This window comes from Caulobacter sp. LARHSG274 (genome assembly GCF_052871235.1).
The window spans coordinates 70407-94510 of sequence record NZ_JBIXJO010000002.1; the positions used below are offsets into that span (position 1 = coordinate 70407).

General features: G+C 69.0%; 20 protein-coding genes and 1 tRNA gene. 12 read left to right on the plus strand and 9 right to left on the minus strand.

Going from position 1 to position 24104, the window contains the following annotated elements; translation table 11 throughout:
- Window positions 1–241: 241 nt before the first annotated feature.
- On the minus strand, window positions 242–1300 hold the full coding sequence (locus ACIPQB_RS04695; protein ID WP_446484052.1) for a LacI family DNA-binding transcriptional regulator: 1059 nt from the start codon (window positions 1298–1300) through the stop codon (window positions 242–244).
- 97 nt (window positions 1301–1397) lie between these two features.
- On the opposite strand from ACIPQB_RS04695, the gene mobA reads away from it, so the two are divergent.
- Window positions 1398–1946 (plus strand): molybdenum cofactor guanylyltransferase, encoded by a 549-nt coding sequence (gene mobA / locus ACIPQB_RS04700; RefSeq protein ID WP_446484053.1) that lies wholly within the window; start codon window positions 1398–1400, stop codon window positions 1944–1946.
- 18 nt (window positions 1947–1964) lie between these two features.
- On the opposite strand, the gene purB is transcribed toward mobA, so the two are convergent.
- Complete coding sequence (gene purB / locus ACIPQB_RS04705; protein WP_446484054.1) at window positions 1965–3275, minus strand: adenylosuccinate lyase; 1311 nt, start codon at window positions 3273–3275, stop codon at window positions 1965–1967.
- A 276-nt stretch (window positions 3276–3551) separates the two neighbouring features.
- Here purB and ACIPQB_RS04710 point away from each other — a divergent pair, with 276 nt between their 5' ends.
- Both ACIPQB_RS04710 and ACIPQB_RS04715 read left to right on the plus strand, forming a co-directional pair.
- Window positions 3552–5300 (plus strand): transferrin-binding protein-like solute binding protein, encoded by a 1749-nt coding sequence (locus ACIPQB_RS04710; RefSeq protein WP_446484055.1) that lies wholly within the window; start codon window positions 3552–3554, stop codon window positions 5298–5300.
- Entirely contained in the window at window positions 5297–6631 is a 1335-nt protein-coding gene (locus ACIPQB_RS04715) for a surface lipoprotein assembly modifier (protein WP_446484056.1), read from the plus strand. Before ACIPQB_RS04710 ends, ACIPQB_RS04715 begins: the two co-directional genes overlap by 4 nt.
- Before the next feature lie 165 nt (window positions 6632–6796).
- Here ACIPQB_RS04715 and ACIPQB_RS04720 read toward each other — a convergent pair whose 3' ends face one another.
- On the minus strand, window positions 6797–8215 hold the full coding sequence (locus ACIPQB_RS04720) for a M20/M25/M40 family metallo-hydrolase (protein ID WP_446484057.1): 1419 nt from the start codon (window positions 8213–8215) through the stop codon (window positions 6797–6799).
- A 278-nt stretch (window positions 8216–8493) separates the two neighbouring features.
- Here ACIPQB_RS04720 and ACIPQB_RS04725 point away from each other — a divergent pair, with 278 nt between their 5' ends.
- Together ACIPQB_RS04725 and ACIPQB_RS04730 are read left to right on the plus strand one after the other, a co-directional pair.
- Window positions 8494–8673, plus strand: coding sequence for a hypothetical protein (locus ACIPQB_RS04725; protein ID WP_446484058.1), 180 nt, complete (start codon window positions 8494–8496; stop codon window positions 8671–8673).
- A gap of 73 nt (window positions 8674–8746) precedes the next feature.
- Complete coding sequence (locus ACIPQB_RS04730; protein WP_446484059.1) at window positions 8747–9367, plus strand: glutathione S-transferase family protein; 621 nt, start codon at window positions 8747–8749, stop codon at window positions 9365–9367.
- A 309-nt stretch (window positions 9368–9676) separates the two neighbouring features.
- Here ACIPQB_RS04730 and ACIPQB_RS04735 read toward each other — a convergent pair whose 3' ends face one another.
- The 3 genes from ACIPQB_RS04735 to ACIPQB_RS04745 form a co-directional block, all read right to left on the minus strand.
- Window positions 9677–10777 carry a Gfo/Idh/MocA family protein gene (locus ACIPQB_RS04735; RefSeq protein ID WP_446484060.1) on the minus strand — a complete coding sequence of 367 codons (1101 nt, stop codon included), beginning with the start codon at window positions 10775–10777 and terminating at the stop codon, window positions 9677–9679.
- A gap of 123 nt (window positions 10778–10900) precedes the next feature.
- Entirely contained in the window at window positions 10901–11878 is a 978-nt protein-coding gene (locus tag ACIPQB_RS04740) for a S1C family serine protease (protein WP_446484061.1), read from the minus strand.
- Window positions 11879–11955: 77 nt separating this feature from the next.
- Window positions 11956–12537: an alpha-ketoglutarate-dependent dioxygenase AlkB gene (locus ACIPQB_RS04745; protein ID WP_446484062.1), complete on the minus strand. Its 582-nt coding sequence runs from the start codon at window positions 12535–12537 to the stop codon at window positions 11956–11958.
- Between the two features lie 188 nt (window positions 12538–12725).
- On the opposite strand from ACIPQB_RS04745, the gene ACIPQB_RS04750 reads away from it, so the two are divergent.
- From ACIPQB_RS04750 to ACIPQB_RS04760, 3 genes are all read left to right on the plus strand, one after another.
- Complete coding sequence (locus tag ACIPQB_RS04750) at window positions 12726–14315, plus strand: GH39 family glycosyl hydrolase (RefSeq protein ID WP_446484063.1); 1590 nt, start codon at window positions 12726–12728, stop codon at window positions 14313–14315.
- A 65-nt stretch (window positions 14316–14380) separates the two neighbouring features.
- Window positions 14381–15454, plus strand: coding sequence for an SGNH/GDSL hydrolase family protein (locus ACIPQB_RS04755; protein WP_446484064.1), 1074 nt, complete (start codon window positions 14381–14383; stop codon window positions 15452–15454).
- 459 nt (window positions 15455–15913) lie between these two features.
- Window positions 15914–16519 (plus strand): ester cyclase, encoded by a 606-nt coding sequence (locus ACIPQB_RS04760; RefSeq protein ID WP_446484065.1) that lies wholly within the window; start codon window positions 15914–15916, stop codon window positions 16517–16519.
- Between the two features lie 162 nt (window positions 16520–16681).
- On the opposite strand, the gene ACIPQB_RS04765 is transcribed toward ACIPQB_RS04760, so the two are convergent.
- Complete coding sequence (locus ACIPQB_RS04765; RefSeq protein WP_446484066.1) at window positions 16682–17581, minus strand: LysR family transcriptional regulator; 900 nt, start codon at window positions 17579–17581, stop codon at window positions 16682–16684.
- 111 nt (window positions 17582–17692) lie between these two features.
- Between ACIPQB_RS04765 and ACIPQB_RS04770 the strand changes: the two genes are divergently transcribed.
- Window positions 17693–18583: an alpha/beta fold hydrolase gene (locus ACIPQB_RS04770; protein WP_446484067.1), complete on the plus strand. Its 891-nt coding sequence runs from the start codon at window positions 17693–17695 to the stop codon at window positions 18581–18583.
- Here ACIPQB_RS04770 and ACIPQB_RS04775 read toward each other — a convergent pair.
- The gene (locus tag ACIPQB_RS04775; protein ID WP_446484068.1) at window positions 18518–19915 is read right to left on the minus strand and encodes an amidase; all 1398 of its coding nucleotides are present in this window, start codon (window positions 19913–19915) and stop codon (window positions 18518–18520) included. The two genes, ACIPQB_RS04770 and ACIPQB_RS04775, sit on opposite strands and share 66 nt — an antisense overlap.
- Window positions 19916–20049: 134 nt before the next feature.
- Here ACIPQB_RS04775 and ACIPQB_RS04780 point away from each other — a divergent pair, with 134 nt between their 5' ends.
- Entirely contained in the window at window positions 20050–21039 is a 990-nt protein-coding gene (locus ACIPQB_RS04780; RefSeq protein WP_446484069.1) for a P1 family peptidase, read from the plus strand.
- Between the two features lie 197 nt (window positions 21040–21236).
- Here the strand turns inward: ACIPQB_RS04780 and ACIPQB_RS04785 are convergent.
- Window positions 21237–21295 (minus strand) — tRNA-OTHER (locus tag ACIPQB_RS04785).
- A 194-nt stretch (window positions 21296–21489) separates the two neighbouring features.
- Here ACIPQB_RS04785 and ACIPQB_RS04790 point away from each other — a divergent pair.
- Both ACIPQB_RS04790 and ACIPQB_RS04795 read left to right on the plus strand, forming a co-directional pair.
- Window positions 21490–23013, plus strand: a complete 1524-nt coding sequence (locus tag ACIPQB_RS04790; protein WP_446484070.1) for a tyrosine-type recombinase/integrase — start codon at window positions 21490–21492, stop codon at window positions 23011–23013.
- 279 nt (window positions 23014–23292) lie between these two features.
- Window positions 23293–23982, plus strand: a complete 690-nt coding sequence (locus ACIPQB_RS04795) for a DedA family protein (protein WP_446484071.1) — start codon at window positions 23293–23295, stop codon at window positions 23980–23982.
- Window positions 23983–24104: the final 122 nt, after the last annotated feature.

Consider the following 24104-nt stretch of genomic DNA (forward strand, 5'->3'; position numbering starts at 1 on the left):
AAATTCGGGGAACCCTGTCAGATGGCGATCCCGAGCCAAGCCCCCGCCAGGGGGAAGGTGTAGAGACTAGACGGGCAGCGCCTAACCTCCGGTCCGCCGGAGCACGGCGAAGGGATAGTCCAGACCACGAACGCCTCCAGTGGGCGGCGGCGAAAGCCGAAGTGGTACGAAAATCCGTCGGCCGCGAGGCCATGCCGGTTCGATTCCGGCCGCCCGCACCAGCCAAGGCCTCAGATCGCGATCACCCCTCCGGCGCCGGACCGGTCGAGTCCCGGACGATCAGGGTGTGGGGGTGCGTCAATTGGCGCGGCTCGCCCGACTTGCCGCGCTTGCGGCGGATCTCCTCCAGCACCAGGTCGATGGCGGCGCGGGCCATGGCGGCGATCGGCTGGTGGACGGTGGTCAGGGCCGGCCAGATGTTGGCGGCGATCGAGGTGTCGTCGAAGCCGACGATCGATAGATCGCCCGGCACGTCCAGGCCCATCCGGTGGGCCACGCCGGCGGTGGCGGCGGCCATGTCGTCATTGCCGGCGAAGATGGCGGTGGGACGGTCGTCCTCGCCCAGCAGCCGCTCGGCCGCTTCCAGGCCCGAACGATAGGTGAAATAGCCCTGCTCGATGCGGACGTCGCCATCGGGGACGCCGGCCGCCTTCAGGGCCGCGACGAAGCCGTCCAGCCGCTGCTGGCTGACCGTCTGGTTGGGGTGGCCCTTGATGATGCCGAAGCGCTTGTGGCCCAGGGCCAGCAGGTGCTGGGCCAGTTCGTAGGCGGCGGCCTCGTTGTCGATGCGGATGGTGGCCATGTCGGCGCTGGGCATGCCGGGCGCCACGCCGACGGCGGCGGCCCCCGAGGCCTTGACCTCGGCCAGCACCTGCGGCGACTCGCACAGCGGCGGCGGCAGGATCAGGCCGTCGACGCCGGTCTTCAGCAGCCGGGTCAGGGTGGCGCCGGCCAGTTCCGGCTCGGCGCACTTCTCGATCACCACCTGGGCCCCGGTGCGGCTGCTCTCGTCCAGCGCCCCGACCAGGAATTCCGACAGGTAGCCGGTCGAGGGGTTGTCGTAGAGCAGGCCGATGCGGAACGGGGCCGAGCCGGCCAGGCTGCGGGCGGCGGGATTGGGCGCGTAGTTGAGGTCGCGGATCGCCGCGTCGACCAGGGCCTTGGTCTCGGACTTGACCGTGGTCTCGCGGTTGATCACCCGCGACACCGTCATCGGCGACACCCCGGCCAGGGCCGCGACGTCGCGGATGGTGGCGCTCTGGGTCGTGCGGCGCCGCTGACGCTCGTTGCGTTCGCTCATCGATGGTGCGTTCCTATTTGCCCACAGACTAGACCGGTTCGGGCCCCGCTTGGAAGGCGGCGCTTGCGTGCTGGCCTGGCCACTTTAGGCTGAGGTCATGGAAGCTTTCGGCGCGATCATCCTGACAGGCGGCGGTTCGCGCCGGATGGGCGCCGACAAGGCGGTTCTGGAGTGGAACGGGCGGCGGGCGGTCGATCGGGTGGCGGACCTGGCCCGGGCGGCCGGCGCGGCCCGGGTGCTGACCGCCGGCCGCGACCATGGCCTGGAGCATGTCGACGATCCCGAACCCGGCTGCGGACCGGTCGGCGGGGTGCTGGCGGGGGCCCGGGCGCTGGCGGCGGCGGGGCTTTCCCGGGCCCTGGTGCTGGCGGTCGACGCCCCGACCGTGACCGTCGAAGACCTGGCGCCGCTGCTGGCCGCCGCCGGGCCGGGCGCGGTCTACGAGGACTTGCCCGTGCCGATGGCGCTGCGGCTCGACGCCTTGCCGGCCGAGGCGGAGATCGGCTGGCCGTTGCGGCGGCTGGTCGAGCGGGCCGGCCTGGCCGCTCTGCCCTGCGACGAGGACGTCCGGGCCCGGCTGCGCGGGGCCAATACGCCGGAGGAGCGCCGCCAGCTCTCAGGGCGGCGTGACGCCGGCGGTCTCTGACGGAGCGGCGGCCGCGCCTCAGCCCTGCTCGCCGAACACCCGCTTGAAGATCACGTCGACGTTCTTGGTGTGGTAGCCGTAGTCGAACAACTCCTCCAGCTCGGCGTCCGACAGCGCCTTGCTGACCACCGGGTCGGCCTTCAAAAAGTCGATGAACCGGCCCTCGCCGCGCCACACCTTCATCGAATTGCCCTGCACGGCGGCATAGGCGTCCTCGCGCGACACGCCCTTCTGGGTCAGGGCCAGCATCACCCGCTGCGAGAACACCAGGCCCCCCAGCTTGTCCAGGTTCCTGGCCATGTTATCGGGATAGATGTTGAAGCGCTCGATCACCCCGGCCAGGCGGCGCAGGGCGAAGTCGAGGTGGATGGTGGCGTCGGGCCCGATGCCGCGCTCGACCGACGAGTGGCTGATGTCGCGCTCGTGCCAGAGGGCGACGTTCTCCAGGGCCGGGGTCACGGCCGAGCGGACCAGCCGGGCCAGACCGGTCAGGTTCTCGGTCAGGATCGGGTTGCGCTTGTGCGGCATCGCCGAGCTGCCCTTCTGCCCGACCTCGAACGGCTCCTCGGCCTCCAGCACCTCGGTGCGCTGCAGGTGGCGGATTTCGGTGGCCAGCCGCTCGACCGACGAGGCGACCACGCCCAGGGCGCAGAAATAGGCGGCGTGGCGGTCGCGGGGGATCACCTGGGTCGAGACCGGCTCGACCACCAGGCCCATCTTGTCGGCCACGTGCTGCTCGACCCGCGGGTCGACATTGGCGAAGGTGCCGACCGCGCCGCTGATCGCGCAGGTGGCGATCTCGAACCTGGCCATGGCCAGCCGCTCCTTGGCGCGCTGGAACTCGGCATAGTAGCCGGCCAGCTTCAGGCCGAAGGTGATCGGTTCGGCGTGGATGCCGTGGCTGCGGCCGACGCACACCGTCATCTTGTGTTCCAAGGCCCGGCGCTTGAGGGCGGCCAGCAGCAGGTCGACGTCCTCGATCAGCAGGTCGGTGGCCTTGCTCAGCTGCACGGCGAAGCAGGTGTCGAGCACGTCGCTGCTGGTCATGCCCTGGTGCAGGAAGCGGGCCTCGGGGCCGACGATCTCCGACACGTGGGTCAGGAAGGCGATGACGTCGTGCTTGGTGACCCGCTCGATCTCGTCGATGCGGTCGCTGTCCCAGACCGCGTCACGGCCCTTTTCCCAGATCGTCTGGGCGGCGAGCCTGGGGATCACCCCGATCTCGGCCATGGCGTCGGCGGCGTGGGCCTCGATCTCGAACCAGATCTTGTACTTGGTCTGGCTGGACCAGATGGCGGCGGCTTCGGGGCGGGAATAGCGGCTGATCATGGAGCCGGGGTTTCGGCGGGTAGGGGGTGAGAGTCAAGGGCGGGGGAGGAGGTAAGGAGTGGCCGAGACGCGGAGGGTCGGCTGTTCTGCCTAGCCCAAACTTCTGTTGCCGACCCTGAGCGGACATGACCGTTACTCCGTCCGAACGGTGAAGGGTGACTCCCTGCGGTCGTCCGGCATGTCCGCTCTCAGTGGCCGTGCCTGGGGATGCCGGGCGCGCGCGGGGTTGACAGCTTGAAGTAGAATTGCAACCTCGCCCGGTTCGGGGGAACTTGCATGCGTAATCCAGCCATTGGTGTGGCTCTCGTCGGCCTGATTCTCAGTGCTTGCGGCGGCGGCGGTGGCGGCGGTGGTGGCGGCGGGATCGTCACGCCCCTGCCACCTCCGCCCGCGACCAACTCCAGCATCACCAACCTGACCGTCGATCAGACGTTCACGGGAATGAGCGGGACATCACAGAACGTCTATAACCTGACCTCTGGAACGACAGTGAGCGGCTCGGCCGCTCCGGCGACGCTATCCGTGGCCTATAACGCCGCCAGCCGCAGTTATCAGGTGAGCGTGGATGGCCGCACGCAGACGTTCGGGCAGGCGGAAATCACGTCAAACAGCAACGGTGAAACACGCTTTTCCAAAGACTTGGCGGGAACGCGCGATAATCTGACATTGGTAACGACCCCCTACAGCGGCACGACCAGCAACCGGTATGTCGGTCTCGGCTATTGGCAACGATCAAACCGTACTGGCGACCGCCAGAGCGATCAGTTCGCCACCTTCGTTTATGGCATCGAGACCCCCGCAACCGCGGCGCCCCGAACAGGGCGCGCCAACTTCGACATCGATGTCTTCGGAGCTTCGACTGTTCCCGGGTTTGAGCCCAGCGTCCTGCAAGGCCGCGGCGCATTCGATGTTGATTTCTTGGCCGGAATCTTCTCCGTCAAATCCTACCTCACCGAGCGGGCGCTGCTCACTGGCGCGGGTGTGTCCGGCGGTGGGATTGAACTGAACGGCGCTGGCCTGCTCTCCTCGGGAGACGCCAGCTTCTCAGGCAACGTCATAGTCGGAAGTCGCAACGCGACCCTCACCGGCTCCCTGGCTGGCCGTTTCTTCGGGCCGGGAGCGGAAGAGCTGGGTGCGACCTTCAGCGCCGTCAACGGTGACGGCGCGACTGCGATCGGCGGCTTCACCGGACAAAGGGGGACAAGCCCGGCGGTTAACCTCACCTTGACCAATATCGTGACCCAACAGCTCTTCTACCCGCAAGGTATGGGCGTGTTCGCCGATCTGGTCGACGGCATGGCTGGCGCGAGCGTCCGAACTTACCGCATGATCGGCCAGGTCTACGATCACACGAGCGGCAACTTCTCGTTCGGTCCCGGGCTCTCCAACATGCCCGGGGGAGAGTACACGACGGCATCGATCGTGGCGTCGAGCAACCCGAACTTCACCGTCTATGAGAAGGCGTTTGACGGTCGCGATGTCAGGCTTGAGCTCTATAAGGTTGGCCAGGCCAATAGCGAACTGGCCCTGACGTATGTCACGCTGGGCCGGTGGCAGAGCCAGGAGCGCAACGGCGTCGTGACCGGCCGCCAGTTTCACCATTTTGTCTATGGACTGGAAACGCTTGACCGGCTGCTCACCACCCGCACCGGTTCCGCCCGCTATGAAGGGGTCGTCTATGGCGCGGGCGTCAACCGGACGAACGCTGCGGAGTACGACGTGCGCGGAACCTCAGTCTTCAATGTCGATTTCACCCGCCAGACCTATGCCGGCGATCTCGCCGTCAATGGTCGCAACGGCGCCACTGTGGCCGACTTCGGCCGATACAACTTCGCCGGACAACTCGGGACCAAGGTCAGCCTGGCTCCGCTGACCTACAACGGCGCTACCGTCGGCGAGCTCTCGACCCGCTTCTATGGACCTACGGGCGAAGAGATAGGCGGAGACTTCGATCTGCGCGTCCCCGAAAGCGTCCAAGCGGGCGGCACCTTGATCGGCGGAGTGACGGTCGCGCGCCGTCAGTGAAAACCCGGGCCTCCCTCGCGACCGGCTTCACGGCTGCAGGTCTCGCCTTTGCGATCCTGCTGATTCCCCCCATGGCGTTCTCGCAGGAGGCTTCAGCTGAGCTGACGGCGCCTCAGGTGTTCGATCTGGCGGATGCCCGTCGGGCATCCGGCGCGATCGACGACGCCATCGCCCTCTATGACGCCCTCTCCAATGACCCCGAATCGGACGTCCGCGCGGAGGCTCGCTATCGCAAAGGCCTGATGCTGGCGGATGCGGGGCGCTATGATGAGGCGGCGATCGCATTCAGGGCGCTTCTGGACGAGAAGCCCGGGGCGGTGGCGGCGCGACTGGAGCTTGCACGTATGCTTGCGGCGCTCGGGCGAGAAACCGATGCCAGACGTGAATTGCGCCAGGCCCAGGCGGCAGGCATCCCGGTCGAGGCCGCGCCCCTGGTCGAACAGTTCGCGGCGGCCCTCCGCTCGCCCCAGCGTGTCGGCGGATCCTTCGAACTCAATCTCGCTCCGGACACCAACATCAACCGCGCGACCCAGGCGCGCACGCTCGACACCATCGTTGCTCCTCTCACGCTGTCGGACGACGCCCGCGCCCAATCCGGCCTCGGCGTCCGCACGGCCGGTCAGGTCTACGGCCGCATCGGGATTTCTGATCGCCTGTCGTTCGTACCGCGCCTGTCGGCGGTGGCGAACCTCTACGGCGATGAGCGCTTCAGCGATGTCTCAGCTTCCGCGCTTGTCGGCTTGGAATGGCGCAACGCCTCGGATCGCATCAGCGCTTCCTTCGGTCAGACCTATCGATGGTTTGCGGGAGATCCTTACGGTCAAACGGACGTGCTATCGGTTGACTGGGTGCATCCCCTCACTAATCGCTCGCAGCTGGTCGTGTCTGCCAGCGCGGGTGACGCCACCTACGAACAGAACCCCCTTCAGGACGGCGGCTTGTACGACGCATCGGTGTCCTACGAGCGCGCGCTGAGTTCCAGGTCGGGCGTGACGCTGACCGGATCCGCAACGCGACAGGCGGCGGCGGATCGCGGGTATGCCACCTGGTCGGGGGGCGGCGCTGCGGGAGCTTGGCTCGAGATGCGTTGGGGAACGGTCTTCACCTCGATCGGCGCGCGTCGCACCGAGGCGGATGAGAGACTTTTCCTGTTTCCGGATCGCCGGAAGGAATGGCTGATGACTGCCAGAGCCGGCATGACGTTTCGGCGCATCGTTTTCGCTGGCCTGAGCCCCACGGTTCGCCTGAACGTCGAGGACAACGGCTCCAGCGTCGGCATCTACGACTACAGGCGGCTTGCCATGGAATTTGGCGTGGCGCGCGCCTTCTAGAGCAAGCCGCGCGATGCTCTAGCTCGCCAGTTCAAGTAGGCGGATCGCGAAATATCCGGACGCCAGAGCAGGCTTGCCTACGAGGTTTTGAGGCGCGGCCTCGCCGCGGGCGGACGCGTGTGGGGTCGACGCCAGCCTCGCCTCGCGACTCTTGAAGCGGCGCCCTCAGTCCGCGTCCGCATAGGCCTTCACCAGTTCGGTGAGCAGTTCGCGGCCGGTATAGAGGGCGCGCGCCGCCAGGCGTTCGTTGAGGCCATGGACGCCGTTGCCGTCGGGGTCGGCGAAGGTCCCCGGCGGGCCGTAGGACGGGATGCCGATCGCTTCCAGGAAGAGGCCGTCGGTGGCGCCGGTCGACATCATCGGCACCAGGGGAACGCCCGGATAGTATTTGGCCACCAGCTTTTCGGCCGGGCCGACCACCTTGGGGTCCAGCGGCGGCGGTTGGGCCAGCGGCCCGCGCAGGGCCTTGGGCGTCACGGTCACGCCGGGATCGCCGATCGCCGCCGCCAGGGCCGCCCGGGTGCCTTCCACGGTGTCGCCGGGGAAGATGCGGCAATTGATGTTGGCGCCGGCCCGCTGGGGCAGGGCGTTCTCGGCGTGACCGCCGTCGAGCAGGGTGGCGACGCAAGTCGTGCGGAGCATGGAATGGTAGCTGCGGTCGGTGTTGACGACGGCCTCGGCCGCCTTGTCGGCCGGGTTGTTGGCGAGGGCGACCATCGCCCGCCCCAGGTCGTCGCCGCGCGCCGCCCCGGCCCGGGCGAAGAAGGCGCGGGTGGTCGGGCTCATCTGCAGGGGAAATTCCAGGTCGCGGATCTTCGCCAGGGCGTCGGCGAGTTCGTAGATGGCGTTGTCGCGGATCGGCACGGAGCTGTGGCCGCCCGGATTGGTCGTCTCGATCCGGAAGCTTTCCGACGCCTTCTCGCCGACGTGCAGGTTGGCGGTCAGGAGCTTGCCGTGGCCGTCGGTGCGCCCGCCGCCGCCCTCGTTGAGGGCGAATTCGGCGGTGATCAGGTCGGGACGGTTCTTGGCCAGCCATTCGGCCCCGTTGAACGGCGAGCCGCCTTCCTCGCCGCAGGTCAGGGCCAGCTTGATGGTCCGCTTGGGACGATAGCCTTGGGCCTTGAAGCGCATCATGGCGTCGATCCAGATGGCGTCCATGGCCTTCATGTCGGCCACGCCGCGGCCGTAGAAATAGCCGTTCTCCTCGACCAGCCTGTAGGGGTCGCGCGTCCAGTCCTCGCGCTTGGCCACCACCACGTCGAGGTGGCCCAGGAGCAGCAGCGGCTTGAGCGTGGTCGACGTGCCGGGGAGGATGACGACGATGCCGCCCTCCTTCGGATGGCCCGGCCCCGCAAAGCGCGTGATCTGATCCTCGCCATAGCCGGCCTGGCGAAGGTGGGCGTCGATCTTGTCGGCCAGCGCGGTGCAGCTGCCGGTGGTGATGCTGGTGTCGGTCTCGATCAGCTCCTGATAGAGGGCCCGGAAGGTCGCCTGGTCCGGCCGCAGGCCTGGGGCCTGGGCCCGGGCCGCCAGCGGCAGGGCCGCGAGCACGAGCCCGAGCAGAAGTCTCGCCGATCGCCGCATGAGGGCCTCCCCGATAGCCAGGGCCGCATAAGCGCACGCCGGCGATCGCTTGAGAACCGCCGTCGCCGCCGAGCGGCCCGATGGCCGGTCAAAGACCAATCGCGTTGCGGACGCTGACGCGCCGAAGCGCAAATCGTCCCGCTTCCCAGGCATTGGTCGAGAGCGGCCCTCTTCAGCAACATGAACGGCGGACAACGAGCGGGTGCGGGCATGTTCAGGGTCGGGAGTCTCCTATGGGGCCATGGCCGCGACAGACGGCCGTCAAGCGAGGTCCCGCCATGCACGCCCAGCTCAGACTGACTCCCCACTCCGCCCGCTCCGCCGAGATCATTCCGGTCGAGGAGCTGAACCGCGCCCGCTCGCTGCGGGCCCTGGCCCGCGACCCCGGCCCGCCGGCCGCCGATCCGTCCTGGGCCTATGTGTTCCCGCGCCCGGCGGCGCGAAGCGGCGAATCCTGATCCCGCCAGGCGTTGTCCCGAGTCGGCGGGCGCGCTAAGCCCAGGGCCCGCTTGCGCGCACAGGGAGTCCGCCATGGAAATCGTCGTCGGCACCAAGAAGTGGTCCAGCTGGTCGCTGCGGCCGTGGCTGGCGCTCAAGCACACCGGGGCGGACTTCAAGGAGACCCTGGTCGAGCTGCGCCAGGTCGGCCAGGCCGACGAGCTGGCCAAGCACTCGCCCAGCCACTTGGTGCCGGTGCTCAAGGACGGCGACCTGGTGGTCTGGGACTCGCTGGCGATCTGCGAGTATCTGCACGAGAAGTTCCCGCAGGCCCGGCTGTGGCCGGCCGACCCGACCCTGCGGGCCCTCGGCCGTTCGGCGGCGGCCGAGATGCATTCGGGCTTCTCGTCGCTGCGCGGCGAATGCCCGATGGAGCTGGAGACCCGCAAGACCGTGGCGATCTCCGAGGCCACCCAGAACGACGTGCGCCGGATCGTCGAGCGCTGGAACCAGCTGCTCAAGCGCTCGGGCGGGCCGTTCCTGCTGGGCGAGTGGTCGATCGCCGACGCCTTCTACACCCCGGTGGCTACGCGTTTCCGCACCTATGGCGTCCACCTGTCGGACTATGGCGACGCCGGCCTGGCCGGGTCCTATGGCGAGCGCCTGCTGGAGACGCCGGAATACCTGGCCTGGGAGGCCGACGCCCTGGCCTGAGGGCCGGATCAGCGTTCAGCGCCGAGGGGCCGAAAACCTCGTCCTTCGACAGGCTCAGGATGAGGTTTTCTACTGCCTGTGAATGGTCCTCATCCTGAGCCGGTCGAAGGACGAGGACCACGCACGGTCGATCCACCCAGGGCGCGTTTGCTTCAAGTTGGATCGCGCTTCAAAAACCCCGTCTCCCCGGCGAAGGCCGGGGCCCAGGTGAAACCCACGAGCCGCTCAGGATGTATCTGGGCCCCGGCCTTCGCCGGGGAGACGGAAGGGGGGAGCACGGCGATCTAAAATCAAACCGCGCCGAGGCCCCTACAGCGTGATCGTCCGGCCGTCGCGGGCCGAGCGGTAGATCGCCTCGACGATCCGCAGGTCGCGCAGGCCCTCCTCGCCCGAGACGATCGGCTCGGCCCCGGTGCGCAGGCTCACGGCCATGTGGTCGAGCTGGCCGGCGAACTGGGTCTTGCCCGGTCCGGCCGGCGGGGCCGTGACCTCCTGCTCGCGGCCGTCGCGGCCGGTCCACAGGCGGTTGCCGTCATAGCGGGTGGCCGGCTCCAGCTCGATCCGCCCGCGGTCGCCCATCAGCAGGACGTGGTTCTGGTTGGCGCTGTACATCGACTGGCAGGTGGCGATGGCCCCGGAGGGGAAGTTCAGGGTCCAGGCGATCATGTCCTCGACCTCGGTGAAGCGGGGATCGCTGCGGTCGGTGGACTCCCGGGCGGTGACGGCGACCGGCTCCTCGCCGGTCATGTAGCGCGCGGCCTGCAAGCTGTAGACCCCCATGTCCATCAGCGAGCCGCCGCCGGCCAGGGCCTTCTTCAGCCGCCACTTGCTGGGGTCGCGCTGCACGAAGCCGTGCTCGGAGACGACATAGCGGACCTTGCCGGCCGCGCCGCTGCGGGCCAGGCGCATGGCCTCCAGGTTGAACGGCTCGAAATGGCAGCGATAGCCGATCATCAGCTTGCGGCCGGCGGTCTTGCAGGCGGCGATCATCGCCTCGCACTCGGCGACCGACACCGCCATCGGCTTTTCGCACATCACATGCTTGCCGGCCTTGGCGGCGCGGATCGTGTACTCGGCGTGCATGGAGTTGGGCAGGATGACATAGACCACGTCGACGTCGGGATTGTCGCGGATCTGGTCGAAGGTCTCGTAGGAATAGATCGAGCGCTCGGGCACGCCGTAGCGCGCCGCCGTGGCCAGGGCCTTGGCCCGGTCGCCGCTGACCAGGGCCGTCACCCGGCTGTGCTCGCAATTGGCGAACTGCGGCAGGATGACGTTGAGGCCGTAATAGCCCAGGCCGACGATGGCGTAGCCGAGCTTGCGGTCGCCGGCCGCCTGGGCGCGCCCGATCGTCGGGGCGGCCAGGAGGGCCGCGGCGGTCAGCAGGAGATCCCGACGTCCAAGTTCCATGGTCCAGCTCCGGCGAGGGATGAGGGGGCGGTCGAAACATCCCAAGGTTGGTCGCCGGCCGCAAGATCGTCAACAACGCCGGCCGAGTTTCCTTCTCCCGCAAGGGGAGAAGGGAAATTGGCCTCAGTTGAAGCGGCGCTTCTTGAGCAGGGCGTTGCGGTCGACCGAGCGGATCTCTACGTCGAAGACGTCCTGCTCGCGCAGGATGCGCAGCGGGATGGTCGCGCCGGCCGGGCCCTGGGCCCATAGCTGAGTGTAGAAGTCCGGCAGGCCGGAGACCGGGACGCCGTTGACCGCCAGGATCAGGTCGCCGGGGCGCAGCTCGGCCCGGGCCGCCGGTCCGCCCGGCATCACCCCGACCACCACCACCTTCGACTGCAGCTCCTGCGACAGCACCCCCAGCCACGGGCGCGGCGGATGGGCCGGCTTGCCGCGGGCCAGGTCGTCGAGGATCGGCGGCAGCAGGTCGATCGGCACGAACATGTTGATCGGCCGGCGCAGCCCGCCCTCGGTCTGTTCCTCCAGGCTCAGCGAGCCCAGGCCGACCAGATCGCCGGCCGGGCCCAGCAGGGCCGCGCCGCTCCAGTGCGGATGGGCCGGGGCGGTGATGATGGCGTCGTCGAGCAGATATTCCCAGTAGCCGGCGAAGGGCATGCGGGTCAGCACCTGGCCGGCCGCCGCATGGCTGCGCCCGCCGGCCCCGGCGATGATCACCGGGCTGGCGGAGTCCAGGTTCCGGGCGGTGCCCAGCGGCACGGCGGGCAGGCCCAGCGGCTCCAGCGCCTGGACCAGGCCAAAGCCGCTCTGGGCGTCGATCCCCAGCACGTGGGCGGGGACGCGGCGGCCGTCATTGAGGGTCAGCACCACCTCCTCGGCCTCGGTGACCAGATAGGCCATGGTCAGCACCAGGCCGTTGGGCCCGATCACCACGCCGTTGCCCAGGCGCTCGGTCCCCAGCACCGTGGCGGTGAAGGCGTCGGCCGCCACCCGCGCCTCCAGGGCGACGACGGCCGACAGGGCGCGATCCAGGTCGAAAGCGTGGCCGCCGGCGGAAGGCCGCAGCCGGGCCTCGACCTCATAACCTTGGAACGGTGAATTCAAGTCGGGTCTCCCATGCATGATCTAAATCTGGGGCCCGGCGGGGCGGCCGACAAGGGGCTGGGCGTGGGTCCTTGCGGCTATCGGAAGGTCCGGAAGGTCACCGAATAGCGCAGGGCCTCGACCGGCGGGATCGAGTGCTCCCAGTCGGTGCGGGCCGGGCCGGACAGCAGATAGGCCGAGCGCGGCTGGGCGATGAAGGTCGCCCGCTCCCAGCGCGCGCCGGCCCGGCGGCGCAGCCGCAGCGGGCAGGCGGCCAGCAGCGACACCCCGACCACCTCGTCGAACTGCGGCCGGTCGCGGTGCCAGCCGATGCCGGCGCCGGGGGCGTATTCCAGCACCAGGGCCTGGCGGAAGGCCTCGGGATCGCGGCCGGCGAAGGCGGCGGCCCTGGTCCGCAGCGGCAGCAGGAAGTCGGGGATCGGCGCGGCCGGCTCCAGCACCTGGCGGGCGAAGTCGTAGCGCCAGCCGTAGGACACCACCCGCCGGCGGCCGAGATAGCCCTGGAACTCGAAGGGCTTGAACGGCAGGCCGGCGATCCGCTCGGCCAGGGCCCGCTCCTCCGCCGCGTCGATGAGCTCGGCCCGCCAGCGCAGGCCGGCCGGCGCGGTCGGCGGAGCCTTGGCGGGCGGCAGGTCGAACAGGCTGGGCTGGCGGTCCATCGCCGAGTCAGATGTCCCTTCGCGGCGATCTCGCAAGGCCCGCGTCGACGCCGGCGAGCCGACGCCGGACGTCTCCCGCCTGACCGGGCACCGGGAACCAGGCCCCGGCGCCGGTCTCCCATCCCTCTTGATACCGGTACCAAGGCGGGTTAGCTCTGGGGGCAACAAACAGGGGGAGGCCTAGCCCGATGACATTGTCCCGCCGCCGGCTGATCGCCGGACTGTCCGCCCTGCCGGGCTTGGCGACCGCCACGGCCGCCCTGGCCAAGGCCCCCAAGGCGCCCGCCCGGGTCATCGCCCTCGACCTCGCCAAGGCCGGCAAGCCCGTCGACCGCTTCTTCGACCTGTCGGTCGGCTCGGACTATCCCGGCACCCTGCGGCGGCCCGACAGCCAGGCCCAGCTGAAGACCGCCGTCGACGAGCTGGGCTTCCGCTACATCCGCTTCCACGCCATCTTCCACGACGTGCTGGGCACGGTGAAGAACGTCGACGGCAAGATCGTCTATGACTGGACCGGCCTCGACCAGCTCTATGACGACCTGCTGGCCAAGGGCATCCGGCCGTTCGTCGAGCTGGGCTTCACGCCCGACGCCATGAAGTCCTCCGAGCAGACGATCTTCTACTGGAAGGGCAACAGCTCGCATCCCAAGCTCGAGCCCTGGCGCGACCTGATCGACGCCTTCATCAAGCATGTCCGCCAGCGCTACGGCGTCGAGGAGGTGCGCAAGTGGTTCTTCGAGGTCTGGAACGAGCCCAACCTCGCCGGCTTCTGGGAAAAGGCCGACCAGCCCGCCTATTTCGAGCTCTATGACGTCACCGCCCGGGCCATCAAGGCGATCGATCCCACCCTTCGCGTGGGCGGTCCGTCGACGGCCGGCGCGGCCTGGGTGCCGGAGTTCCTGGCCCATGTCGCCAAGAGCGGTTCGGGCGTCGACTTCGTCTCGACCCACACCTACGGCGTCGACGGCGGCTTCCTCGACGAGAAGGGCGAGCAGGACACCAAGCTGTCGCCGTCGCCGGACGCGATCGTCGGCGACGTGCGCCGGGTGCGCGAGCAGATCGCCGCCTCGCCGTTCCCGACCCTGCCGCTCTATTTCACCGAATGGAGCACCAGCTACACGCCGCGCGACTCCGTCCACGACTCCTATGTCAGCGCCGCCTACATCCTGGAAAAGCTGAAGCGGACCCAGGGCCTGGCCCAGGGCATGAGCTACTGGACCTATACCGACCTGTTCGAGGAGCCGGGCCCGCCGACCGCGCCGTTCCAGGGCGGCTTCGGCCTGATGAACCCGCAGGGCGTGCGCAAGCCGGCCTGGTTCGCCTACAAATATCTCAATGCGCTGAAGGGCCTGGAACTGCCCAGCGCCGACGGCGAGGTCTTCGCCTCGGTGGACGGCGACAAGGTCTCGGCCCTGGTCTTCGACTGGGAGCAGCCGGACCAGAAGGTCAGCAACCGGCCGTACTACACCAAGGTCCACCCGGCCGCCGCGACGGGGACCGCCCGGCTGGCCTTCGCCCACCTCAAGCCCGGCGCCTATCGGCTGACCGTGCGCCGCACCGGCTACAAGGCCAACGACGCCTACAGCGCCTATCTCGAAATGGGCGCGCCCAAGACCCTCGATCCCGCGCAGGTTCAGCACCTGCAGGACCTGACCCGGGACCTGCCGGAAAAGGACCGCGCCGTGCAGGTCGGTCGCGACGGCCGCCTGTCGCTGGACCTGCCGATGCACGCCAACGACATCGTGCTGGTCCAGCTGGCCAAGACGCGGGCGGGATAGGGCGGATCGACCGACAGGGCCGTGTGGTCCTCGCCTGCGAGACTCCCAGAGGACAGCGCCTGACCATGATGCGGATGATCACCCTCGCCCTGGCCGCCGCGGTGGCCACCGGCGCCGTCGCCGCCCCGGCTTCGCCGCCGGCGCCGCTGCCGGTCCATGTCGCCGGCCGGGTGCTGCCCGCCGCCGACGGCAGCCTGGGCTTCGGCTGGCCGGGGGTCTATTTCGAGGGGCGGTTCCGGGGCGCGGGCGTCGAGGCGGCGGTCGAGAGCGGCACGGAGTTCATGCGGCTGCTGGTCGACGGCGAGGAGAAGGCCCAGCTGCGGCGTCCCGGCCTGGCCCGCCTGACCCTGCAGGGCCTGCCGCCCGGCGAGCACGTGGTGCGGCTGGAAAAGCAGACCGAGAGCCAGGCGGGCGGCGGCCGCTTCATCGGCTTCTATCCGACCGAGGGCGGCCAGGCCTTGCCCGCCGTCGCCCCGGCCCGCCGCATCGAGTTCATCGGCGACTCCTACACCGTCGGCTATGGGAACCTGTCGCCGGTCCAGGCCTGCACCGACGAGCAGGTCCACGACCTGACCGACAGCCAGAAAGCCTTCGGCCCGGTCCTGGCCCGGCGGCTGAACGCCGACTACCGCCTGGTGGCCTTTTCGGGCTTCGGCGTGGTCCGCAACTACAATGGCACGAGCCCCGGCCAGAGCCTGCCGGCGATCTACGACCGCGCCGTTCCCGGCGACCCGACCCACCCGCTCGGCCCCGACGGCTGGCGGCCGCAGGTGGTGGTGATCAACCTGGGGACCAACGACTTCTCGACGCCGCTGAACCCCGGCGAGCCCTGGGCCGACCAGGCCGCCCTGCGCGCCGCCTATCGCGACCGCTATGTCGCCTTCGCCCGGATGCTGATGGCCCGGCAGCCGCAGGCTAGGTTCGTGCTGATGGGGTCGGACGCCTTCTACGACCTGGTCTCCGAAGTGGCGACGACCCTGAACGATCCGGCCCGGATCGCCACCGTCCGCTTCGGCGGCCTGGCGGTGACCGGCTGCAACTATCACCCGTCCCTGGCCGATCACCAGGCCATGGCCGACCTGCTGCAAGGCGCCCTGGCCCGGTTCCCGGACGCCTGGAGCGAGGGGACGGCGCGCTAAAGCCCGAACCTCGGGCCCGTCATGGCGACAATTTTCCCGATCGGTAGGCATGCAGCCGTTTGGGATGATTGGTACGATCGACGCAGCCGAAAAGTTCGGGCGGAGGACCGCCCACGCCCGGCGCGCCCTGGGCTCATCCAGCGCGACAGGGCGCCTGCCGTGGATGTCGGCTCTGGACTCGCCGGAGCGATTTAGACGGGGCCGAACGCCGTCTCGCGGGGCTACAGCGGCGGGACGGCGCGGGCTCGTCTTGAGTTGCGGCTCCGACCGAAAATTGCGCATCCACCAAATGGTGGGCGCATCCAATCAAGGCGGCCGTTAGTCTGCTTGCCGGCCGGCGGCGCCCGCACCCGTCTGTTTAGGATCTCGGCGCCGTGCGTTCCGCCCAAGGTTCAACGCGTCTTTTCCATTGCGCGGACCTACGGTTGTCCGAAGATGCGGCATTCAAGAGGACGTCCCATGCGCCTGAACCGCCGTTGGCTGCTCACCCTCACTGCCTGGCTTCCCCTGGCTGAAGCCGCACGGGCCCAGACGCCGGCCGCGCCTGGCCAGGCGCCGAAGTTTCCGCCGCCAGTCCCCGACATTCCCACCAGTCACATCGAAGCCACGGCGCTGGCTGCTCGCAATGCGGCGACCGTCCGCCGCCAGAACATGCTGCTCAACCAGGGCAAGATCGACGAGTCGGTCCAGGCCTTTGCGCCCGACACCCGCAACCACGGCGTCGCCGTGGGCCGGGCCGGCCTCACGCGGGTGGTCACCGACATCCTGAGCACCTTCCCCGATTACCATTCCGAGGAGTTCGACCTGATGGCGGCCGGCGACGAGGTGGTGATGCGCCAGATCAATACCGGCACGCATCTGGGGGTGAGCAAGATCCCGTTCAACGGCGGTCTGCTGGTGGGCGTGCCGCCGACCGGCAAGAAGATCAAGGTCCAGTCGATCCACTGGTACACCCTGAAGGATGACCTGATCATTGAGCATCGCGCCAGCCGCGACGACATCGGCATGATGCAGCAGTTGGGCTTGCTGCCCATGACGGCGCGCTATGACCTGCCCAAGGTCTGACGGGCGGCCGAAGACGGGTTTTGACGAAAATATGGTTTCCCGAGACCGGCCGGTTCCCTGACGGGGACCTGGTGGATTGATCGGGACTTATGAGTCCGTTTGGGGATTCCCCTCCGCCCTCGTGGCCAATCGCGCTGGCATTGCCCCGCTGGCCCTGTGTTCTCAGACCATTGGAGCCTGCGCCTCGTCTTGCAGGAAGGTCCACAGCGCCTCGGCGACCGGGCCGTGCGGGCGGTCGCGCCGACGGGCGGCCGACAAGGTCTCCCGACGGCCGGGAAGGTGCGGTCCGGCCAGCGAGATCAGCGCGCCGCTGCCCAGCTCGTCCTCGATCAGAAAGGCGGGCAGATGCCCCCAGGCCATGGCGTGGAGGATCAGCTCCTTCTTCATGCCGTGGTCGGGAACCGAACATTGCGGCGCCCCCTCGATCAGGAAGAAGTCCTCGGGCGGACTGCGCCGGGCGGTGTCGCGGATCACGCACTGGGTGAACGGCCGCAGCCGGTCGGGCGTCAGTTCGGGCGAGGGAGCGAACGGCAGCAAGCCGGGCGCGGCCACCGGCACGAACACGATCTCGCCCAGCGGCAGGACCTCCAGGCGTGGATCCGACGGCGACGCGCGATGGAAGATCAGGTCGGCCTCGCCCTCCAGCAGGCGTTCGACGGGGCCGCCGACGGCGTCGTAGTCCAGGTGCAGTCGGGTGGCCTCGCGCCCGGCGAAGAAGGCCCCGAGCAAGGCCAGGAGGCGCGGGCGCGGGCAAAGATCGCCCATCACTACGCGCAGCATGGTCTCCTCGCCGCTGGCCAACTGCCGGGCGTAGGCGGCGAGATTGTCGATTTCCCGAAGCGCGAAGCCGGCGCGGGCGTGGAAGAGCCGGCCGGCCTCGGTCAGGGTCACGCGATAGCCGCCGCGATCCAGGAGGGTGAGCCCCAGCCGCGCCTCCAGCCGGGCGACCGCGGCGAACACCGACGGATGAGACCGGTTCAACGCCAGCCCCGCGGCCTGGAAGCCGCCGGCGCGGACCACGGCGTTGAAGCATTGCAGGTCGTGCAGCTTGAGATCGTTCATTGTCGGATATTTCTACAAAGACTGCTCGATCATAGTAATTTTTCAGCGCCACGGCGACGCCTAGGACTGTCCGCATCGGGCGAGGTCGCCCGCCGAGACGCGAGGCTCCAGATGACGCAGATCCATCACTTCACCACCGGCGACGGCTGCCGGATCGCCTACCGCCTGGACGGGGCCGAACACCTGCCCGTCCTGGTGCTGTCCAACTCGATCGCCACCGATCACCGGATGTGGGACGGCCAGGTCGCGGACCTGGCCAGGTCGTTCCGGGTGCTGCGCTACGACATCCGCGGCCATGGCGGGTCCGACCCGCCTGTCGGCGCCTATTCGATCGACCGGCTGGGACGCGACGTCGTGGAGCTGCTCGACGGACTGGGCGTGGGGGCGGTCCATTTTTGCGGACTCTCCCTCGGCGGCATGATCGGTCAGTGGCTGGCGATCCGCGCGCCCGAGCGCCTCAGGCGCCTGGTGCTCTCCAACACCGCCGCCCATCTGGAGCCGGCGGCCTATTTCGACGATCTTGTCGCCCGGACCCTGGCCAGCCACGACCTGGAGGCGACGGCCGACATGTTCATGGGCAACTGGTTTCCCGCCGAAATGTTCGATAGCCAGCCTCAGACCGTCGCGGCCTTCAGGGCGATGGTTCTGGGCACGTCCAAGATCGGCCTGGCCGGCTGTTTCGCGGCCGTGCGCGACCTGGACCTGCGGCGGTCGCTGCCGGTGATCACCACCCCGACCCTGGTGATCGGCGGCCGGCAGGACACCGTCACCCTGGCCAGCCACAGCCAGGAGATCGCCGAGGCTGTTCCCGGGGCCCGGCTCCTGATGCTGCCGGGCGTCCACATGCTCAATGTCGAGCGACCCGGCGCGTTCATGACGGCCGTGACGGACTTCCTGCTGGAGACCTGTCATCGCCGGGGCGGGCGCGGATCGCCTTTATGGGACGGGTTGCAGGCTTGGCCAGGGGCGCTGGGCGGGGCGCAGGCGTTCGTAGGCGCGTGACAGCCGCAACACGCCGAGGTCGTCGAACCGCCGACCGACGATCTGCAGGCCGATCGGCAGGCCGTCGGCGGTGTAGCCGCAATTGATCGAGGCCGCCGGCTGTTCGGTCATGCTGAACGGCGCGGTGAAGGCGATGTGCTCGAACGGCCGGCTCGGATCGTTGGTCGGGGAGGGCAGGTCGGCGGCGAAGGCGGGCATCGGCGCGGTGGGCGAGAGCACGAAGTCGTAGGACTGGAACGCCCGGGCCCCCGCCTCGCGCATGCGGTGGATCTGGTGGAACCCGCGATAGACCGACAGGCCGTCGGCGTCCCGCGCCGCCCGCGCCCAGGCGTCGATGTACGGCAGGACCAGCCGGGCCTTTTCGGGACGCAGGGCGCCGATGTCGTTCCATGACCGCACGCGCCAGAAGAGGTCCAGTCCGTCCAGCATCTCCCGGGTCAGGAAGGGGGCGAACGGCTCGACGATCGCGCCCTGGGCCTCCAGCAGGCCTGCGGCGGCGGTGACGGCGTCCAGGACCTCGGGCTCGGGCGCAGCGCCGGCTCCGGCGTCCGTCATCAAGCCGATCCGCAGGTTCTTAAGGTCGATGTCCAGGTCCGTCCAGTCCATGGCGGCCGGCGGCAAGCTCATGTGGTCGCGCCAGTCCGGCGCGCTCAGCACGCTCATCATCAAGGCGGAGTCGGCGACGGTGCGGGTCATCGGACCGGCGACCCGGCCGATATAGGGCGGGTCGATCGGCACCCGGCCATGGCTGGGCTTGAGCCCGTAGACGCCGCACCAGCCGGCGGGCAGGCGGATCGAGCCGCCGATGTCGGTGCCCAGATGCAGGGGACCATAGCCCGCCGCGCTCGCGCCGCCGGCGCCGGCGCTGGAGCCTCCCGGCGTCTTGCTCAGATCCCAGGGATTGCGCGACAGCCTGTGGAAGCTCGACAGGCCCGACGACAGCATCCCGAAGTCCGGCGAGGTGGTCTTGCAGAAGATCACCGCCCCGGCTTCGCGCAGCCGCGCCGCCGGGGGCGCGTCGGCGGGCTCGGGCGTCAGGTCGGTGGCCGCGCTGCCCAGGGGCTTGGCCACGCCCCGGGTGGCGATCAGCTCCTTGACCGTCGCCGGCACGCCGTCCAGCGGACCCATCGGCGCGCCCCTGGCCCAGCGCGCCTCGGAGGCGCGTGCGTCGTCCAGGGCCGCGTCGGGGTCCAGCGCCCAGGTGGCGGCGAGCCGAGGCTCCAGCGCCTCGACCCGGGCCAGGACCGCCGCCATCACCTCGACGGGCGAGGCGCGTCGGTCGCGATAGAGCTTTAGCAGCGCGACGGCGGAGAGATCCGGCAGGTCGGTCATGGGAACTCCGGAAGGCGAGACTCGAACCGGACCAGCCTACAGTCGGCCGCGCGGCGGCGAAGTCGTTTTCCGCCCGCCGGCCGGCTGCGTCGGCTAAAAGACGTCGCGCCACGAATCCTCGAAGGGTGATTGCCTTGTATCGTCCCGGACCCCGCAACCTGATCACCGACGTCCCGGGGCTGAGCGTGGGGAACGCCACCGACGAGAGCGTGCGCAGCGGCGTGACCGTGGTGCTGTGTCCGGGCGGCTGGGCGGCGGGCGTCGACGTGCGCGGCGGCGGACCGGGCGTGCGCGAGACCGAGACCCTGTCGGCCGAGAACGGCTACGCCACGGCCCATGCGGTGACCCTGTCCGGCGGCTCGGTGTTCGGCCTGGGGGCGGCGGACGGCGTGGTCGCGGCGCTGTCGGCCAGGGGCGAGGGGTTGATGGTCCGTCCCGGCGCGCCCAGGGTGCCGATCGTCCCCGGCGCGGTGCTCTACGACCTGGCCAATGGCGGCGACAAGGCCTGGGGGCTGGATCCGCCCTATCGCCGGCTGGGCGCGGAAGCCGTGGGCGCGGCGGGCCCGGCGTTCGAGCTGGGCGCGTTCGGCGCCGGCCGGGGAGCGCGGGCGGGACTGGTCCAGGGCGGGCTGGGCTCGGCCTCGCTGGACCTGGGCGAGGGTCTGATGGTCGGCGCCCTGGCGGCGGTCAATCCGATCGGCTCGGTGTTCATGCCGGACGGCCGGACGTTCTGGGCCTGGCCGTTCGAGATCGACGGCGAGTTCGGCGGTCGCGCGCCCGGCGGCGAGGCCGGCGCCATCGAGCCGATGCCCGACGACACGCGATTGGCCGGGCAGGGCCGTCTTGCGCCCGGCGCCAACACCACCCTGGCGGTGGTCGCCGTCAACGCCGCCCTCTCCGCCGGAGAGTGCAAGCGCGTGGCGATGATGGCCCAGGACGGCCTGTCGCGCGCCGTCCGGCCCGCGCACACGCCGTTCGACGGCGACGTGGTGTTCGCCCTGGCCTCGGGCGAGATCGACCTGGGCCAGGACGAGCGCCTGCGCCGCATCGCCCGCATCGGTTCTGCGCTCGCCGACTGCCTGGCCCGGGCGATCGCGCGCGGGGTCTATCTGGCCAGGGACTAGGCGACCGGCCGGTTTGAGCCTGGCCGGCGCCTAGAACCTTCCGGAGCCCATGGGACTTGCCGGAAAGCGGAGATGCCGAGACATGTCGAGGCGTCGCCAAACGAACCCGCGCTTACCCCGTGCTTACTGGAGCCTCTTCGATGACGATGTCTGTGAACTGGTCGGGACCCAAAGCCTTGAATTGCTTTGGGTCCCGATGGTGCCGCCGGGCAGGATTGAACTGCCGACCTCAGCCTTACCAACCCGGCTCGGCGGCCCGCCGATTGTTTCTCTTTGTTTTCCGCGGCGCGAATAGCGCAGCAAAATCATTGTGTTACTCCGCCGCCCCTGCGATCGGCATTTCCGTGGTTTCCCTCCTGGCGCTTACCGGGCGCTTACCGGGATTTGCCCCGGCGGTCGTCACGTCCGACCTCGCCGTTTTGGTCCGCTTCCATTAGGAGGGGCAAAAAATTGCGTAGTCGAACCAAAATCACCCTGCGGCTGATCGATGGGCTGGCGCCCGAGAAGGCTGACTACTTCGTCTGGGATAGTCAGGTCGCCGGCCTTGGCCTTCGCGTGCGCGTGACGGGGCACAAGAGCTATGTGCTGCAATATCGCCATGAGGGGCGGTCGCGTCGTTACGCCATTGGTCAGCATGGCTCCCCCTGGACGCCCGAGACGGCGCGCAGCGAGGCGATCCGCCTGCTGGGCAGCGTGGCGGGCAAGATCGACGTCCAGGCCGAGAAGATCGAAAAGCGCATGGATCTCACGGTCGCGGAGCTGTGCGACCTCTACTTGGTTGTGGGTCTGGCGACACGGAAAGCCAGTTCGGTCGAAGCGGCCCGGGCCGACATCGAAAACCACATCAAACCCATTCTGGGCGCCCGCAAGGCCGCGACCCTAGGCCGGGCTGATATCGAGCGCCTCCTTCTCGATGTCGCCGCAGGGTTCACGACCAAAACAGCCAAAACCCGGAAGAAGCGGGGCCTGTCGCGCGTGCGCGGCGGCAAGGGCGCGGCCAACAGCGCGGTGCGCACCCTTAGCGCCGCCATCGGCTTTGGCGTCGGTCGAGGCGTTCGGGCCGACAACCCGGCAATCGGGGTTCGCCGCTTCCAGGAGCGCAGGATCGAGCGCTTCCTGTCGCCCGCCGAACTGGTGCGCCTTGGTGAGGTGTTGGCGGCGACCGAGGCGATCGGTGTGGAGAGCCCCTACGCCATAGCGGCCATACGGCTGCTCACGCTGACCGGCTGCCGGCGCAACGAGATCCTGACGCTCAAGCGCTCTTACATCGACCAGGCCAATAGTTGCCTTCGTCTCCCGGACAGCAAGACTGGGGCGAAGGTTGTTCAGGTCGGCGCGGCGGTTTTGGAGGTCTTGAGAACAATCCCGCCCGTCGACGGCAATCCCTATGTCATGCCCGGCCGAAACGGGCTGGGTCACGTGGTAGACCTGCAAGCGGTCTGGGAGCGGGTCAGAAAGGCCGCTGGCCTGGAAGACACGCGCCTCCACGATCTGCGTCACTCCTTTGCCAGCTTCGGTGCGGTCAGCGGCGACAGTCTGCTGATCATCGGCGCACTGCTGGGCCACAGGAGTTCAAAAACCACCGAACGCTATGCGCACCTGACCAACCAGCCCGTGAAGCATGCAGCGGAGCGGATATCTGGTCAGATTGCCGTGCTTTTGGACCCCGGAACGGCAAGCAAAGAGGATGGTGGCGTGATCAAACTCCTGGAGGCCGAGCCTGAGGAGATCGCGCCAATCAGCAGCATTTTAGGCGACATCGTCAGGACACGATGGCTCGATACGCGGGCTGCGGCGGTGCACTTGGGCATGACCGTGGGTACGCTCCAGACCTATCGATGGATGGGCGTTGGGCCGCCCTTCCAGAAGATTGGAAGGAGAGTGGTTTATGCCGCTGAGGTCTTGGACTGCTGGAAGGCTGTCGCAGCTGAGGCGGCCGCCGCAGCCCAATCTCCAGATCGAAGAGTGGCCTAAGTGGGCGAAGCCTTTCCTCCGGCTTGTTCTTCCTTGCGCGGTACGTGTGGGGGATCCTTGACGAGTTTCGCGCGATCATCTCAGCGGCGCCACTTGATCGGTCGGCGGCGGCGAGCGGGCAGCGGACCGGCGGAATCTGACGAAGCGGGTTCGCGGCGACTTGGGCGAACGTCTGATGCGGATCGGCCACAGCCGACGTTTTTAACACTCGATGATACCGACCGGTCTCGCAACCGTGTCGCCGCTCCCCATGTTGGTTGGGCCCAAGGACGTCCGACCATGCATTTCGATCTCGCCCCGCTGTCCGCCCTGATCTCCGACCACCGTGCGTGGGCGGGCCTGGTGCTCGGCGTGGCGACGTTCCTGGAGTCGCTGGTGCTGATCGGCGCCTTCGTGCCGGCCACCGCCCTGATGCTGCTGGCGGGCGGCCTGATCGCCACGGGCGCCCTGGATCCGGTGTCGGTGGTGCTGTGGTCGGTCGCCGGCGCCGCGCTCGGCGATGCGGTCTCCTACGGCCTGGGCCGGCGCCTGGGCGGCGGGGTGCTTGCCTTGCCGTTTCTTCGCCCACACCGCCAGGTGATCGCCCGCACGCGCCTGTTCTCGCGCCGCCATGGCGTCGCCTCGATCTTTCTGGGCCGGTTCTTCGGCCCACTGCGCGCCTTCGTGCCGGTCATGGCCGGCATGGCGCGGATGAAAGCCCACAGCTTCCAGATCGCCAATGTCGCCTCGGCGTTCGTCTGGGTCGGGGCCCTGGTCTTGCCAGGCTATCTGGCGGGCAAGGGCCTGTCGGTCCTGCCGAGCTTGGGCCTGAACGTCGTTGTCGTGGTCGCTCTGGCGCTCGCCGCCGCCGTGGCGGGGGTGGTGCTGATGCGCCACAAGACCGGGGCAAAACCAGCGCCGACCGCACGGCCGATGGCGCGGGTCCCTGCGAACGCCGCCTTCGAGCCACTGGATCGCTGCGCGGCCTGAGGCCGCCTTGCGCGGACGGCTCGCCCTTGCGACTCGCTAGTCCCCGGCGGAGGCGGCGCGTCTGCTAGGACGATCTACCTCCCGCCGGTTTGGGCCCGGGTTTGGCGTCGCATGAGTTGGAG